This window comes from Streptomyces sp. NBC_00096, from assembly GCF_045041305.1.
In the GTDB taxonomy this organism is placed as follows: domain Bacteria; phylum Actinomycetota; class Actinomycetes; order Streptomycetales; family Streptomycetaceae; genus Streptomyces.
This window is the reverse complement of record NZ_CP108221.1, coordinates 5252248-5267805: the sequence shown is the minus strand read 5'-3', so window position 1 is coordinate 5267805 and position 15558 is coordinate 5252248. Positions and strand designations below refer to the sequence as shown.

At 74.9% G+C, this 15558-nt stretch carries 12 protein-coding genes; 7 read left to right on the top strand and 5 right to left on the bottom strand.

Annotated elements, in window-relative coordinates; translation table 11 throughout:
- Positions 1-371 precede the first annotated feature (371 nt).
- A complete protein-coding gene (locus OG904_RS23235) occupies positions 372-1103 on the bottom strand; it encodes a VIT1/CCC1 transporter family protein (RefSeq protein WP_405493956.1) in 732 nt (243 codons plus the stop codon).
- A 268-nt stretch (positions 1104-1371) separates the two neighbouring features.
- Between OG904_RS23235 and OG904_RS23230 the strand changes: the two genes are divergently transcribed.
- The 7 genes from OG904_RS23230 (at position 1372) to OG904_RS23200 (ending at position 11109) form a co-directional block, all read left to right on the top strand.
- The gene (locus tag OG904_RS23230; RefSeq protein WP_405493954.1) at positions 1372-2358 is read left to right on the top strand and encodes an ADP-ribosylglycohydrolase family protein; all 987 of its coding nucleotides are present in this window, start codon (positions 1372-1374) and stop codon (positions 2356-2358) included.
- Positions 2359-3659: 1301 nt separating this feature from the next.
- Positions 3660-5150 carry an ADP-ribosylglycohydrolase family protein gene (locus OG904_RS23225; protein ID WP_405498208.1) on the top strand — a complete coding sequence of 497 codons (1491 nt, stop codon included), beginning with the start codon at positions 3660-3662 and terminating at the stop codon, positions 5148-5150.
- Positions 5147-6355, top strand: coding sequence for an ADP-ribosylglycohydrolase family protein (locus tag OG904_RS23220; RefSeq protein WP_405493952.1), 1209 nt, complete (start codon positions 5147-5149; stop codon positions 6353-6355). Before OG904_RS23225 ends, OG904_RS23220 begins: the two co-directional genes overlap by 4 nt.
- A 77-nt stretch (positions 6356-6432) precedes the next feature.
- Positions 6433-8124 (top strand): ADP-ribosylglycohydrolase family protein, encoded by a 1692-nt coding sequence (locus OG904_RS23215; protein WP_405493950.1) that lies wholly within the window; start codon positions 6433-6435, stop codon positions 8122-8124.
- Complete coding sequence (gene rbsK / locus OG904_RS23210) at positions 8121-9101, top strand: ribokinase (RefSeq protein WP_405493948.1); 981 nt, start codon at positions 8121-8123, stop codon at positions 9099-9101. The genes OG904_RS23215 and rbsK overlap by 4 nt, the downstream gene beginning before the upstream one ends.
- Positions 9098-10291, top strand: coding sequence for a CaiB/BaiF CoA transferase family protein (locus OG904_RS23205; protein WP_405493946.1), 1194 nt, complete (start codon positions 9098-9100; stop codon positions 10289-10291). The genes rbsK and OG904_RS23205 overlap by 4 nt, the downstream gene beginning before the upstream one ends.
- Positions 10288-11109, top strand: coding sequence for an HpcH/HpaI aldolase/citrate lyase family protein (locus OG904_RS23200; protein WP_405493944.1), 822 nt, complete (start codon positions 10288-10290; stop codon positions 11107-11109). Before OG904_RS23205 ends, OG904_RS23200 begins: the two co-directional genes overlap by 4 nt.
- A 125-nt stretch (positions 11110-11234) precedes the next feature.
- Here the strand turns inward: OG904_RS23200 and lgt are convergent, their stop codons facing one another.
- The 4 genes from lgt to trpB form a co-directional block, all read right to left on the bottom strand.
- On the bottom strand, positions 11235-12290 hold the full coding sequence (gene lgt / locus OG904_RS23195; RefSeq protein WP_405493942.1) for a prolipoprotein diacylglyceryl transferase: 1056 nt from the start codon (positions 12288-12290) through the stop codon (positions 11235-11237).
- A gap of 78 nt (positions 12291-12368) precedes the next feature.
- A complete protein-coding gene (locus tag OG904_RS23190; RefSeq protein WP_405493940.1) occupies positions 12369-13346 on the bottom strand; it encodes a DsbA family protein in 978 nt (325 codons plus the stop codon).
- A 133-nt stretch (positions 13347-13479) separates the two neighbouring features.
- Positions 13480-14292, bottom strand: coding sequence for a tryptophan synthase subunit alpha (gene trpA, locus OG904_RS23185; RefSeq protein WP_405493938.1), 813 nt, complete (start codon positions 14290-14292; stop codon positions 13480-13482).
- Positions 14289-15545, bottom strand: coding sequence for a tryptophan synthase subunit beta (gene trpB, locus OG904_RS23180; protein ID WP_405493936.1), 1257 nt, complete (start codon positions 15543-15545; stop codon positions 14289-14291). Before trpB ends, trpA begins: the two co-directional genes overlap by 4 nt.
- Between the last annotated feature and the right edge of the window lie 13 nt (positions 15546-15558).

The following is a 15558-nucleotide window of genomic DNA, read 5'->3' as shown; positions in this document are numbered from 1 at the left end:
ACCAGGCGTTGTTGCTGAGGCCGGTCGCGGAGTGCGTGGATGCGGAACGCATCGGCTCTCCCGTCGTCGTCGTGGCATATGTGCATAGCCGAGGGACGACGTTGGCCCTCTGCGAAATTTCGTGCAGATTACATGATGACGACAATCCCGAGAAGCGGATATGCCATTCCAACATGCGGACACTGCCCGGAGCAGACAAGAGGGGACTTTCGCAGGTGTCCGGCGATCGGGACACGGGACGAAGGTCCCGGGTGGGGGCGGGCCTCATTGCCCGGCGCCCTCGTGGTGATGCCCGGCGGACACGGGATCGAAACCGCCGAGTAACTGACTACTTATGTTGCCTACTGCATAGTGTCTCACTCCCGGCCGGGTCAGCCTACGGCGCCACCGATCCAGGTCCCCAGGATGTAGGTCACACCCGCGGCCGCGCCACCCAGGACCAGCTGGCGCAGTCCGCTGTACCACCAGGAACGGGCCGTGACCCGGGAAACCACCGCGCCGCAGCCGAAGAGTCCGAGCAGCGCCAGCAGGACCGCCGGCCACAGGGTGGCGGCGCCGAGCAGGTACGGCAGCAGCGGGACCAGTGCGCCCAGCGCGAAGGAGCCGAAGGAGGACACGGCGGCGACCATCGGCGACGGCAGGTCGTCGGGGTCGATCCCGAGCTCTTCGCGGGCGTGGATCTCCAGGGCCTGCTCCGGGTCCCGGGACAGCTGCATGGCCACCTCGCGGGCCAGCGCCGGCTCGACCCCGCGCGAAACGTAGAGCTCGGCCAGCTCCTCCATCTCGTCGACGGGGTGCTTGCGCAACTGCTGGCGCTCTATGTCCAGCTCGGCGAGTACGAGCTCGCGCTGCGAGGCGACCGAGGTGTACTCCCCCGCCGCCATCGAGAAGGCGCCGGCGGCGAGGCCGGCCAGGCCGGTGATCACGATGGTGTGCGGGGCGACGGCGCCGCCGGCCACACCGGTCATCAGGGCGAGGTTGGAGACGAGTCCGTCCATGGCACCGAAGACCGCCGGGCGCAGCCAGCCGCCGTTGACGTCGCGGTGGGTGTGGTTGTCGCGGTGGGCGGTGTGAAGCGGCGCTTCGATATCGATGATGGACATTCCGGCTATCTCCCCTTTTGTACGAGTGGGTGCACAGAGCTGTGCCATGGACGACGCGCGGACACCCACTCCCCCTGAACACCTCGAAACTACGCACGATTTCCGGCGCCCGCCAGCAAGGAAGGCCGTACTTACCTGGGGTTTTGGGGGTCGGCGACCGGGTGACGACAGTGCGGAGCGGGTGTTTCGCGACGGGCGACAAACCACATGCCATGGCACAAATCCCCCAAGGGCTCAATATGAGTCCCATCAAGTGGAGAGGCGCGCCATGGAGCTGATTGCATCCAATCCGCAGGTCCTCCTCGAACGGGCCAGGGGCGCTCTTCTGGGTCTCGCGGTGGGTGACGCGCTGGGCGCCCCCGCGGAGAACATGAAGCCGTCGGAGATCCGGGCGAAGTGGGGCCGGATCGAGGGCTTCGTCTCGGACGACCCGGCCGGTACGGACGACACCGAGTACGCGATCTTCTCGGGCCTGCTGCTGGCCCGCCACGGATCGGCGCTGACCGTCGCGCACGTGGAACGCGCGTGGCACCACTGGATCGCGGACCTGGACGAGGGCCCCTTCCGCGGCGCGGGCTTCTCGGAGCGCGGCACCCTCGAAAACCTCCGCCGGGGCCTGGCGGCCCCCATCTCCGCCCAGCACCGGCACGCCTGGTCGGACGGGCTGGCCATGCGGGCGGCCCCCTTCGGGGTCTTCGCGGCGGGCCGCCCGGCCGAAGCCGCCCGGCTGGTCGCCATCGACGGCTGCGTCAGCCACGACGGCGAGGGCATCTACGGCGGCCAGGCCGTCGCGGCCGGGGTCGCGGCGGCGATGGCCGGGGGCTCGGCGGCCTCGGTGATCTCGGCGGCCCTCTCCGTCATCCCCTCGGACTCCTGGACCGCCCGATCCCTGCGCCGGGCCGTGACGGCCGCGCCGCGCGGCGAGCGGGCGGTGCGCTCGGCGGTGGTCATCGGCGGCTACCCCTGGACGGACCTGGCCCCCGAGGCGGTGGGCCTGGCCTTCGGCGCCTTCGCCGCGTGCGGCGGCGACTTCGCCTCGTCGGTCCTCACGGCGGTGAACATGGGCCGCGACGCGGACACCACGGCGGCGGTCGCGGGCGCCCTCGCCGGAGCCATGTCCGGAGCCCCCGCCATCCCGGCCGCCTGGTCCTCGGCGATCGGCCCGGTCCGCGGCAGCTGCCTCCCCTCGATGCGCGGCTACCACGTCCTGGACATCGCGGACCTCCTCACCCCGGAAACCGAGACCCCCCGATGACCCTGACCCCGACGAACCCCTCCCCCTCAAACCCGGCCGACACCCTGCCCACCCCCCTCCCCCCGGAGGCACAGGCCGGGCAGGCCAACGCCCCGGAGGGGCAGGCCCGGCACGGCAACGCCCCGGAGGGGCAGGCCCCCCTGGCCGACACCCGGGATCGGCGGGCCCCGCAGGGCGACGCCCCGGACCGGCAGGGCCCGCTGGGCGACACCCCGGAGGGACAGGGCCCCATGGCTGACACCCCGGACCAGCGGGCCCCGCAGGGCGACGCCCCCGACCGGCGGGCCCCGCAGGGCGAAACCCTGGACCGGCAGACCCCCCTGGCCGACACCCCGGACCAGCAGGCCCCGCGGGGCGACGCCCCGCACGGGCGGCCCTTGAAGGGCCAGGCCGATTCCGAGCCGACCCTGCTGCGCGACGCCCTGTGCGGGCCGAGCCCGAAGGGTCAGACTCCGGACCTGCAGGCCCCGAAGGGCCGCGTTCCCGCCGAGCGGAACCCACTGTGCGACACCCCGGACCAGCGGGCCCCGCAGGGCCAGGCCCAGGCTGGGCAAGCGCGGTGGGGCGACACCTTGGAGGAGCCGCCTCCGCAGGGCCGCACCCCGGACGGGCCGCCCCCACAGGGCCAAGCCCCAGACGGGCGGGCCCCGCAGGGCGACGCCCCGGACCGGCAGGGCCCGCTGGGCGACACCCCGGAGGGACAGGGCCCCATGGCTGACACCCCGGACCAGCGGGCCCCGCAGGGCGACGCCCCCGACCGGCGGGCCCCGCAGGGCGAAACCCTGGACCGGCAGACCCCCCTGGCCGACACCCCGGACCAGCAGGCCCCGCGGGGCGACGCCCCGCACGGGCGGCCCTTGAAGGGCCAGGCCGATTCCGAGCCGACCCTGCTGCGCGACGCCCTGTGCGGGCCGAGCCCGAAGGGTCAGACTCCGGACCTGCAGGCCCCGAAGGGCCGCGTTCCCGCCGAGCGGAACCCACTGTGCGACACCCCGGACCAGCGGGCCCCGCAGGGCCAGGCCCAGGCTGGGCAAGCGCGGTGGGGCGACACCTTGGAGGAGCCGCCTCCGCAGGGCCGCACCCCGGACGGGCCGCCCCCACAGGGCCAAGCCCCAGACGGGCGGGCCCCGCAGGGCGACGCCCCGGACGGACTGCCTCCGAAGGGCCGCGTTCCGGCCGAGCGGGCCCCGGGCCGGGGGGTGGCCGGGACGCCCGTGCCCGAGTTCCTTCCGGCCGCCGCGGCGGCGGCGGAGCCCACCGCGGTTCGGGGCGGCGCTGGACCCGGAGCTCCGGCCGCGCCGGTGCGGGGGCCCGGGGGCCTGCCCCCGGTTTCGGGAAGGGGCGGGTACGGGGAGAGTCCCCACGCCACCCCCCCGACGGCCGTTCCCGACCCGGAGCCCACCCCCGCCGGACGGGACGCCGCGCCGCGCACGCAGGCCCGTACCGCCGAGGCGGACGCCAACCCCACACCCGGCACCCCGCCGCCCGCGCAAGCCCGTACCGCCGAGGCGGACGCCAACCCCACACCCGGCACCCCGCCCCGTACGGCCGAGGCGGACGACCACGCACCCGGCACCCCGCCGCCCGCGCAGGGCCGTACCGCCGGGCAGGGGCGGGAAGTCGGCCAGGCGCCCGCAGGGGTTCGGCGGATCGAGGGGTTGCTGCTCGGGCTCGCCGCAGGCGACGCCGCCGGGTGGCCCGCGGCGCGCCACCGCGCCAGCCGGATGCCCGAGTGGACCCGCCGCCTCACCCGCGAGCTCGACACCTTCGCCGAGCAGAACGCCACCACCACCCTCCCCGTCCCCATCGCCCTCAACCAGCCCCCGGAACCCCTGCGCCTCGGCCCCTCCGACGACGCCGAGTGGGCCGCCTTCGCCGCCGAGTCCGTCCTCACCGCCGCCGGTGTGCTGCTCAGCGACCTCTCCCGGTCCAGGAGGATGCGCGCCGCCATCGACCTGGCCTGGAACGCCCTGGCCAGCGAGGTCGCGGCGGCAGCCGAACGCGCGCCCGAGGTCGAGTCGGCGGTCCTCCCGCTCCGCGCCCGGATCTCCGTCCGCGCGGGCCTCGGCAACCTCGCCGCCGGCCTGCGCCCGCCCGCCACCGGCCACGACAACCCGCACTACTTCGACGACGCCGCCTGCATCCGCGCCTGCGTCCTCGCCGTCGTCCACCCGGGGGACCCGCACGCCGCCGCGGACCTCGCCGAGTTCGACGCGCGCTACACCCAGGACGGCGACGGGGTCCACGGCGCCCGCGCCATGGCCGCCGCCATCGCCACCGCCCTCGCCGGCACCGGAACGGCCGCGGACACCGACGCCGCCGTCGACGCCGCCCTCGAACAGCTCCCGGAGTCCACCGAGATCGGCCGCAACGCCCGGCACGCCGTCAAACTCGCCCGCGCCGAGCCGAACGGCGGAGCATTCGCGATCGTCCCGCTCCTGGAGCACCAGATCGTCGACCACGTCTACAGCTACGGGATCGCCGCCGCCGAAACCGTCCCCGTGGCCCTCGCCCTCGCCACGGCCGCCCGCGGCCGCGTCGGCGAGGCGGTCCCGGCCGCCGCCTGCCTGTCGCGCGTAGCCGACTCCGCCCCCGCCCTCGCCGGCGCGCTGACCGGCGCCCTCGGCGGCGGCGACTCGCTCCCCGCCGCCTGGCGCGAGGCGTGCCGCGTCCTCTCCGGCTGCGCCCTCCCCCGGCTGGCGGGCACCGACCTCGTCGAACTGGCCGCGCTGCTCGCCCGTACGGAACTCACCTCGCCCAAGCCCAAGTACCAAGGAATGACCCGGACATGACGATGACGACCAACCCCACCCCCACCACCCCCTCCACCCCCTCCACGCCCACCACTCCCACCGCCCTCACCCTGGACGACAGGATCACCGGCGCCCTCGTCGGCGGAGCCGTCGGCGACGCGCTGGGCGGCCCGGTGGAGGGCTGGACCCCGGAGCAGATCGTGGAGCGGCACGGCGGCCGCGTGCGGGGCATCGTCGGGCCGTGGCACGAGGACTGGCGCACGGCCCGGCCGATCGCCCCGTACCACAAGGGCGACGGCCACGTCACCGACGACACCCTCATGACGCACGCGCTGGTACGGGTCTACGAGGCCGTACGGGACCACCTGGACGCGTACGCGGTCGCCGACCACCTGGTCCCCGACCTCATGACGACCCCCCGCTGGATCCCGGAACTGGAGGCGGACGCCCTGCCCCTCCAGCGGATCTTCCTCGCCGAGAAGTGGATCGTGACGCGGCTGCACTACGCGCACGTGGACCCGCGCGAGGCGGGCAGCGGCAACATCGTCAACTGCGGTGCGGCGATGTACATGGCGCCGGTCGGCCTGGTCAACGCAGGCAATCCGGCGGGGGCTTACGCGGAGGCGCTGGACGTGACCGGCGCGCACCAGTCCTCGTACGGGCGGGAGGCGGCCGGCGTGTTCGCGGCGGCGGTGGCGGCGGCGTGCGTGCCGGGCGCCACCGCCCGCTCGGTCGTCGACACCGCGCTGTCCCTGGCCAAGGACGGCACGCGCTCGGCGATCTCCGCGGTGGCCGAAGAGGCCGCCCGCCACCGGGACTTCGAGTCGGCGCTTGCGCCGCTGCGCGCGGCGGTCGCCCCGTACGACTCGGTCGGCGCGGACTACCGCAAGCCGTCCCTGGGGGCGCGGCGGCCCTCGCGCCTGCACGCGATCGAGGAGCTGCCGATCGCGCTCGGCATGCTGCTGATCGCCGACGGCGCCTACGAGGCTTCGGTGCTCGGCGCGGTCAACTACGGCCGGGACTGCGACTCCATCGCCACCATGGCCGGTGCGATCGCGGGCGCCCTGTCGGGCGAGGCGGCCGTCCCGACCGCCTGGGCCTCGCGGGTCGCGGAGGCCAGCCGCCTCGACCTGCACGCCCCGGCGACGGCACTGGCCTCGGTGACCCGCGAGGTCTTCGCCCGCGACCACGCCCGCCGCCGCGCCCACGAGGCCGCCTTCACCACCCTGACGACCCCCCGATGAACCCCACTCCCCCACCACCACCAACACCCCGCCCCCCGGCCCCGGGTGCTGGCACGGCCCCGAGTGCGGCCCCGACGATGCCCACCTCTCCTGCCCCGAGCACGGCCGCGGCCCGGGAGACAGCCAGGGGCGGAGCCCCAGGTGCGGGCGCGGCCCCGGGATGCCCGGGGCTGCCCGTCGCGGACGGGGAAGCGGGGCCCGCGGCCGGGGCCCGGGCCGGGGATCCGGTCCGGCTGACCTGGGTCCAGCCGGAGGACCTGGTCGGCCACGAGTTCCGGCAGGCCGCCGAGGACGGCCGCACGGAGGCCGCGGAGCCGCTGCTGCGCGTCTGGCTCGCGGCGGGCGGTCACCTCGCGCCCGCCCGGGCGGGCGCCTCCCCCGCCCCGGCCCCGCCGGAACTCCGCTCCCTGGCGGCCGAGCTCCTGACGGCTCTGGCGGCGCTCCCCCACCCCGCGTCCGCCGCCGAACCGACCCCCTGGCCCGCCATCAAGGCCACCTGGCCCGACGCGGGTCCCGGAGCCGAGGCGGGAGCCGGCGCCGGAGCGGGAGCCGGAGCCGGATCCCGCACCCCGCCCCTTCCCGGAACCGGGGGTCCGCACCCGGCCCCCCGGCCGGCCGGGACCGCTCGCGCGGATGCCACCCCGGCACCGCACGGCCCGGGACCCGCCACCACCCCGCACCCCCCGCACACCCGCCCCGCCCCCCACGACACCCCCCTGCGCCGCAGGCTCGAGGCCGGGTGGGTCGGGCGCGCCGTCGGGTGCGTGCTCGGCAAGCCCGTGGAGAAGCTGCCGCTGCACGGGATCCGGGCCCTGGCGCGGGCCGCCGGCAACTGGCCGCTCGACGACTGGTTCACCGAACGCGGGGTCCCGCCGGAGGTCCTCGCCGCGCACCCCTGGAACCGTCGCTCCGCCCCCACCTCCCTCGCCGAGAACATCGACGGTGCCCCCGAGGACGACGACCTCAACTACCCCCTCCTCGGCCTGCTCCTCCTCCAGCGCCACGGCAAGGGCTTCACCACCGCCGACGTCGGCCGGCTCTGGCTCGACGAGCTCCCGGCCGGCCGGACCTTCACCGCCGAGCGCGTCGCGTACCGCAACCTGCTGCACGGGCTGGAGCCGCCGCTCACCGCCACCCACCACAACCCGTTCCGCGAATGGATCGGCGCCCTCATCCGCGCCGACGTCCACGGCTGGACCAATCCGGGCGACCCGGCCGCCGCCGCGGCCCAGGCGTACCGGGACGCCTCCCTCACCCACACCGGGAACGGGGTCTACGCCGCCCTGTTCGTGGCCGCCGCCACCGCCACCGCCGCCACCGGCCGGGCCGACGTGCACACCGCGCTCCGGGCCGGGCTGGCCGTCGTACCGCCCCGTTCGCGCCTCGCCGAGGCCGTCCGCTTCGGGGTCCGGGCAGCCCGGGAGGAGCGCGACTTCGATACCGTCGTCGACCGCCTGCACGCCCGCTACGGCCATTACCACTGGGTCCACGCCGTCCCCAACACCGCCCTGATCGCCGCCGCCCTGACCCACGCCGACGGCGATTTCACCCGCTCCGTCTGCCGCGCCGTTTCGGGCGGCTGGGACACCGACTCCAACGGCGCCACCGCCGGCGCCCTCGCCGGACTGATCGCCGGCTCCGCGGACGACATCCCGCACCGCTGGACCGCTCCGCTGAAGAACCGCCTCGCCACCACCGTCCCCGGCTTCGACGGCATCGGCTTCGACGCCCTCGCCCACCTCACCGCACAGGAGGCAGCACGCTCATGACGGCCATCGCCGTGCTCGGCAGTACCAACATGGACCTCGTCGCCTACGTCCCCAAGGCCCCCCTCCTCGGCGAGACCGTCACCGGCCGCGCCTTCCGCACCGTCCCCGGCGGCAAGGGCGCCAACCAGGCCGTGGCCGCCGCCCGCGCCGGCGCGGAGGTGGTGATGATCGGGGCGGTCGGCGCCGACGAGTTCGGCGTACGGTTGCGCTCCGCGCTCGCCGCCGCCGGGGTCGAGACGGCGGCCCTGCGCACCGTCGAGGGCGCGAGCGGCACCGCGCACATCACCGTGGACGACGAGGGCGGCAACAGCATCATCGTCATCCCCGGCGCCAACGCCCGGGTCACCGGACTGGAGCCGGGCGACGAGTCCCGCATCGGCGCCGCCGATTCCCTCCTCCTCCAGCTCGAACTCCCCCTGGAGGCCGTGCTCGCCGGAGCCCGGGCCGCCCGCGCCCACGGTGTTCGTACGATCCTCACCCCGGCCCCCGCGCAGCCGCTGCCGGCCGAACTCCTCGCCGCGACCGACCTGCTGGTGCCCAACGAGCACGAGGCCGCCGCCCTCACCGGCCTCACCGACGTCCGCCAGGCCGCCGCGGCCCTGCTCCAGGACGTACCGGAGGTGGTGGTCACCCTCGGCGCGGCCGGGGCCCTGTACGCCGCTCGCGGCCGCGAGCCGCTGCTCGTGCCCGCGCCGCGCGCGCGGGCCGTGGACACCACCGCAGCCGGGGACACCTTCGTCGGCGCGCTCGCCGTGGCGCTGGGCGAGGGCCGGCCGGTGCCCGAGGCCCTGCGCTGGGCTTCGGCGGCCGCCGCGCTGTCCGTCCAACGGCCCGGCGCGCAGGACTCGATGCCGACCCGCGCGGAGACCGACGCCGCCTTCGCGGATCCCGCCGCCCCTGCGGATCCCGCCGACCCCACGGAGCCCGCCGACCCCGCGGACCCGTCCGACCCCGCGGAGCGGGAGGCCCGGGCGTGAAGGGCCCCGCCCCCCTGCAAGGGCTCCGCGTCCTCGACCTCGCCACCCTCTTCGCCGGCCCCCTCGCCGCCACCCTCCTCGGCGACTTCGGCGCCGAGGTCGTCAAGGTCGAGCACCCGAACCGCCCCGACCCCTCCCGCGGCCACGGCCCCGCCAAGGACGGCATCGGGCTCTGGTGGAAGCTGCTGGGCCGCAACAAGCGGACGATGACCCTCGATCTGTCCACTCCGGGCGGCCGGGACACCCTGCTGCGGCTGGCCGCCACCGCCGACGTGGTCATCGAGAACTTCCGCCCCGGAACCCTGGAGCGCTGGGGTCTGGGCTGGCCCGAACTGTCAGCCGCGAACCCGCGGTTGATCCTGACCCGGGTGACGGCCTTCGGCCAGGAGGGCCCGTACGCCCACCGGCCGGGCTTCGGCACCCTCGCGGAGGCCATGAGCGGCTTCGCGGCGATCACCGGGGAGCCGGAGGGGCCGCCGACGCTGCCGCCGTTCGGGCTCGCGGACTCCATCGCCGCGCTGACCACCGCGTACGCCGTGATGACGGCGCTCGCCGGACGGGACCGCACCGGGGAGGGGCAGGTGGTGGACCTGGCGATCATCGAGCCGATCCTCACCGTCCTCGGGCCGCACCCGCTCTGGTACGACCAGCTCGGCTACGTCCAGCCGCGCACCGGCAACCGGTCCACCAACAACGCCCCCCGCAACACCTACCGCAGCGCGGACGGCCGCTGGCTGGCGGTCTCCACCTCCGCCCAGTCCATCGCCGAGCGCGTGATGCGGCTCGTCGGGCGGCCCGAGCTGATCGGCGAGCCGTGGTTCGCGACGGGCTCCGGACGGGCCGGCCACGCGGACGTCCTCGACGAGGCGGTCGGCGGCTGGATCGCCCGCCACAAGGCGGACGAGGTGACGGCGGCGTTCGAGGAGGCCGAGGCCGCGGTGGCGCTGGTCTACGACGTACGGGACGTCATGGCCGATCCGCAGTACGCGGCCCTGGACACGGTCACCGAGGTCGAGGACCCGGAACTGGGCCCGATCCGGATGCAGAACGTCCTCTTCCGGCTCTCCCAGACCCCCGGCTCCATCCGGTGGGCGGGCCGCCCGCACGGCGCGGACACCGACGCCGTACTCACCGAACTCGGCCTGTCCGAAGCCGAGATCACCGCTCTCCGCACGGAGGGGGCCCTGTGATCCTGACCTGGCTCTACGTACCCGGCGACCGCCCGGAGGTGGTCGCCAAGGCCCTGCACGCCGGAGCCGACGCCGTCATCGTCGACCTGGAGGACGCGGTGTCGGCCTCCCGCAAGGAGTACGCCCGCGCCGCCACCGCCGAACTGCTCGCCGCCGGCCACCCGGTGCCGGTCCACGTCCGCGTCAACGCCCTGGACTCCCCCTGGGGCGGCGCCGACCTCAACGCCCTCGGCGGGCTGCGGGGCCTCGCCGGAGTGCGGCTGCCCAAGATCTCCGCACCCGAGCAGATCGTCGCCGCCGCCGACCGCACGGGCGGCGTGGCGCTGTACGCGCTGCTGGAATCGGCGATCGGCGTGGAGCGGGCCTACGAGATCGCCCGCGCGCACCCCGCCCTGCGCGGGCTGTCCCTGGGCGAGGCCGACCTGCGGGCCGACCTCGGCGTCACCGCGGAGGCGGGCCTGGACTGGCCGCGCTCCCGGGTGGTGGTCGCGGCCCGGGCGGCCGGGCTCGCGCCGCCGGCCCAGTCGGTGTTCCCCGACATCCGGGACCTGGAGGCACTGGCCACCTCCTGCGCCCGGGGCCGCTCGCTGGGCTTCCTGGGGCGGGCCGCCATCCACCCGCGCCAGCTCCCGGTGATCGAGCGGGCCTACCTGCCCGGCCCGGAGGAGGTCTTCGCCGCCGAGGAGATCGTGGCCGCGGCCCGCCGCACCCCCGGCGCGGTGGCCCTCCCCGACGGCCGCTTCGTCGACCCGGCGATGCTGGCCGGCGCGGAACGGGTGGTCGCCCTGTCCCGCCGGGACGCGCCGGTCCTGTCCTGACCGGCGGTCGGCCGTCCACCATGGGCGGTCAGGGAGCGGGGAACTGGGAGCGGGGAGCGAACCGGAAAACGGGAGGGGCGCCGCGCAACCGCGCGGCGCCCCTCCCGTTTCGACCGGAGGTCCGGTCAGAGCTTCTTGGCCCCGGGGGCCTCGGAGCCGGCCGTGCCCTCGGCTCCGGCCTTGCCGTCGGTCACGCCGCCGTCGGCCTCCGCCGCGGCGTCCTTCGGCCCGGCACCGGCTTCTGCCCCTGCACCGGCCTCGGCTTCGCCGTCTCCGGCCGGGGTGTCCCCGTCCTTGGCGCCGTCCTTGGCGTCCCCGGCCGGGGTGTCCCCGTCCTTGGCGCCGGCCACGGCGTCAGCGGGGGCCTCACGGTCCGGCTCGACGACCTCCTCGCGGCCCGGCCGCAGCTTCGCGGACAGCACGAGGTACGTCACGGCGAGCACGAAGACGACGATCGAGGTCCACACGTTGAGCCGCAGGCCCAGGACGTGGTGGGCCTCGTCGACCCGCATGTACTCGATCCAGCCGCGCCCCACGCAGTACGCGGCGACGTACAGCGCGAACGCCCGCCCGTGTCCGAGCGTGAAGCGGCGGTCGGCCCAGATCACCAGGAGGGCGACGCCGATGCACCACAGCGACTCGTAGAGGAAGGTCGGGTGGTAGGTCCCGGCGACGCGGTTCGGACCGTCGCTGATCTCCACCGCCCACGGCAGGTCGGTGGCCCGTCCGTACAGCTCCTGGTTGAACCAGTTGCCCCAGCGTCCGCAGGCCTGGGCCAGCGCGATCCCGGGGGCGAGGGCGTCGGCCCAGGCCGGCAGCGGGATGCCGCGGCGGCGGCAGCCGATCCAGGCACCGACCGCGCCCAGCGCGATCGCCCCCCAGATGCCGAGGCCGCCCTCCCAGATCTTGAAGGCGTCGACCCAGTCGCGGCCCTCGACGAAGTACAGCTGGTAGTCGGTGATCACGTGGTAGAGGCGCCCGCCGACCAGGCCGAACGGGACCGCCCACACGGCGATGTCCGCGACCGTGCCCGGCTTTCCGCCGCGGGCGACCCACCGCTTGTTGCCGAGCCAGACGGCGACGAAGACGCCGATGATGATGCAGAACGCGTAGCCGCGCAGCGGGATCGGTCCGAGATGGAGCACGCCCGTCGACGGACTGGGAATGAAGGCAAGGTTCATGGCAAGACCCGACGCTACCTTGCCGGACGGTGGTGACCACAACCCGTCCGGCAAGCTGCTGCCGAATCCAGACTGCGATCAGTGGTCCATGGGCATCCCGGTGTGGTCCGGGGAGGCGTCGTCGGCCCCCGAGGAGCCGGCCGTCGTCTTCGCCGTCGAGCGCGTGGACGAGGCCGAGGGGGAGGCCGACCGGCCGGAGGAGGACTTCCCGGTCGCCGACGCCGACGCGGACGGGGACGCCGACGCGGACGCCTTCCCGCCGCCGGGGGCGCCCTTGCCGGCCGCCTCCACCTTCTCCTTCAGTTTCTGCGGGGTCAGCGGGTTGGCCTGGTCCGCGAAGATGTCCTTGCCGTCGAGCAGCACCGTCGGGGTCCCGCGGAACTCGCCCTTGCGGAAGGCGTCCTGCGACTTCTTCACCCAGGTGTCGTGGGTGCCGCCCTCGACGCACGCGCGGAACTCCGGGGTGACCAGCCCGTCCACCTTGCCGGCCAGCTCCAGCAGTTTGGCGTTCTGGCCGTAGGCGTCGCTGGTCTCCTCCGGCTGGTTCTGGAAGAGCACGTCGTGGTACGCGGCGAACTTCCCGGCGTTCTGCGCGCAGGCCGCCGCGTTGGCGCCCTTGAGCGAGCCGGTGCCGTTCATGTTCCCGTCGATCAGGGTGACCAGGTGGTACTCGACCTTGAGGAGGCCCTTGGCCTCCAGCTCGTGGACGGTGTCGCGGTAGTTCGTCTCGAAGGCCTTGCAGGCCGGGCAGCGGAAGTCCTCCCACACGGTCAGCGTGGAAGGGGCCTCGGCCTTGCCGGCTTGGATGGCGAGTGCGTCCTTGCCCGTGGCCCCGGAGGGGACGACCACCGGGCCGCCCTTGGCGGAGGACCCGCCCTTGCCGGTGTTCGCCGCGATCAGGCCGACGACGGCCGCCAGGCCGAGTACGCCGACCACCGCCGCCGACACGATGAGGGTCCGCCGCCGCTTGTCCTTGGCCTTCTGCCGCTCTCGCTCCGCCTGGAGTCGCTCGCGGGCCGATCGTTTCGTCGCATCGCGGTTCGCACCGTCGTTCATGTTGCTCACGTTCGGCCAAACGAAGCAGGGAGGCACTCTCGTGCCTCCCTGCCGCTACTTCCACCCGATCGGGCTACAGAACCCGCTCAGGGGTCCGCGTCCCCGATCGAACGCGGCGCGACCGAACGTGCGCTCAGCTCCTGCGCACGCCTTCGGCCAGCTCGCCCGCCAGCGCCCGTACGGCGGCCAGCCCGGCCGCCCGGTCCGGCGCGTCCAGCAGCAGCTTCACGAAGGCCGAGCCGACGATCACCCCGTCGGCGAAGCCCGCGACCTCCTTGGCCTGCTTGGCGTTGGAGACGCCGAGCCCGACGCAGACCGGCAGGTCGCTGGTGGCGCGGGTGCGGCGGACCAGATCGGCGGCCTGGTTGCCGACCGACTCGCGGGTGCCGGTGACGCCCATGAGCGAAGCGGCGTAGACGAAGCCGGAACCGGCCGCCGTGATGGTGGCGAGGCGCTCGTCCTTGCTGCTGGGGGCCACGACGAAGACGGTCGCGAGACCGTGCTTGGCCGCGTGCTCGCGCCACAGCGCGGACTCCTGGACCGGCAGGTCGGGCAGGATGCAGCCCGCGCCGCCGGCCGCGGCGAGCTCGGCGGTGAACCGCTCGACGCCGTAGCGGTCGATGGGGTTCCAGTACGTCATGACCAGGATCGGGGCGCCGGTCGCCTCGTGCGCCTCGCGGACGGTCCGCAGCGTGTCGGCGATCTTGACGCCGCCGCGCAGGGCGATGTCGTCGGCGGTCTGGATGATCGCGCCGTCCAGGACCGGGTCGCTGTGCGGGAGGCCGATCTCGACGACGTCCGCGCCGCCCGCGATGACGGCCTTGACGGCCTCGATGGCTCCGTCCACGGTCGGGAACCCGGCCGGGAGGTAGGCCACGAGGGCCGCGCGGTCCTCGGACTTCGCCTTCGCGAGGGTGGCCGAGAGGAGTTCGATGTTCCCGCTCACTTGGTCTCCCCCTCGGAGGCGTTGGTGTCGTACAGGTCGAAGTAGCGCGCGGCGGTGTCCATGTCCTTGTCGCCGCGGCCGGACAGGTTGACGACGAGCAGCCCGTCCTTGCCCAGCTCCTTGCCGAGGTCCAGCGCGCCCGCGAGGGCGTGCGCCGACTCGATCGCCGGGATGATGCCCTCGGTGCGCGAGAGGAGCCGCAGCGCCTGCATCGCCTGGTCGTCGGTGACCGCGCGGTACTCGGCGCGGCCCGCGTCCTTGAGGTACGAGTGCTCCGGGCCGATGCCCGGGTAGTCCAGACCGGCCGAGATGGAGTACGGCTCGGTGATCTGGCCCTCCTCGTCCTGCAGGACGTAGGAGCGGGAGCCGTGCAGGATGCCGGGCTCGCCCGCGGTCAGCGTGGCCGCGTGCTCGCCCGTCTCGACGCCGTGCCCGGCGGGCTCGAAGCCGACCAGGCGGACGCCGGCGTCCGGGATGAAGGCGTGGAAGAGGCCGATGGCGTTGGAGCCGCCGCCGACGCAGGCGGCGACGGCGTCGGGCAGCCGGCCGGCGCGCTCCAGGATCTGGCGGCGGGCCTCGACGCCGATGACCCGGTGGAAGTCGCGGACCATGGCGGGGAAGGGGTGGGGGCCGGCGACCGTACCGAAGAGGTAGTGGGTGCGGTCCACGTTGGCGACCCAGTCGCGGAACGCCTCGTTGATGGCGTCCTTGAGGGTGCGCGAGCCGGACTTCACCGCGATGACCTCGGCGCCCAGCATGCGCATGCGGGCCACGTTGAGGGCCTGGCGCTGGGTGTCGATCTCGCCCATGTAGATGGTGCACTCGAGGCCGAAGAGGGCGCAGGCGGTGGCGGTGGCCACGCCGTGCTGTCCGGCGCCGGTCTCGGCGATGACGCGGGTCTTGCCCATGCGCTTGGTGAGCAGCGCCTGGCCCAGCACGTTGTTGATCTTGTGCGAGCCGGTGTGGTTCAGGTCCTCGCGCTTGAGGAAGATCCGCGCGCCGCCGGCGTGCTCGGCGAACCGGGGCACCTCGGTGAGGGAGCTGGGGCGGCCGGTGTAGTTGACCATCAGGTCGTTGAGCTCGGCCGCGAAGGCCGGGTCGCCCTTGGCCTTCTCGTACTCGACGGCGACCTCGTCCACGGCGGCGACGAGCGCCTCCGGGATGAACTTGCCGCCGAAGTCACCGAAGTAGCCCTCGGCGTTGGGGATGTGACCCTCGGGGTCCGGGATGAAGAAACTGCTGGCGCTGGACATGCCCAGGTACTCC

Excerpts from the sequence above, each read along its gene's own strand:
- lgt (WP_405493942.1), bottom strand. The coding sequence starts at position 12,290 with ATGAACCTTGCCTTCATTCCCAGTCCGTCGACGGGCGTGCTCCATCTC.
- OG904_RS23230 (WP_405493954.1), top strand. The coding sequence starts at position 1,372 with ATGGAGCTGATTGCATCCAATCCGCAGGTCCTCCTCGAACGGGCCAGG.
- OG904_RS23215 (WP_405493950.1), top strand. The coding sequence starts at position 6,433 with ATGCCCACCTCTCCTGCCCCGAGCACGGCCGCGGCCCGGGAGACAGCC.
- OG904_RS23235 (WP_405493956.1), bottom strand. The coding sequence starts at position 1,103 with ATGTCCATCATCGATATCGAAGCGCCGCTTCACACCGCCCACCGCGAC.
- trpB (WP_405493936.1), bottom strand. The coding sequence starts at position 15,545 with ATGTCCAGCGCCAGCAGTTTCTTCATCCCGGACCCCGAGGGTCACATC.
- OG904_RS23220 (WP_405493952.1), top strand. The coding sequence starts at position 5,147 with ATGACGATGACGACCAACCCCACCCCCACCACCCCCTCCACCCCCTCC.
- OG904_RS23190 (WP_405493940.1), bottom strand. The coding sequence starts at position 13,346 with ATGAACGACGGTGCGAACCGCGATGCGACGAAACGATCGGCCCGCGAG.
- rbsK (WP_405493948.1), top strand. The coding sequence starts at position 8,121 with ATGACGGCCATCGCCGTGCTCGGCAGTACCAACATGGACCTCGTCGCC.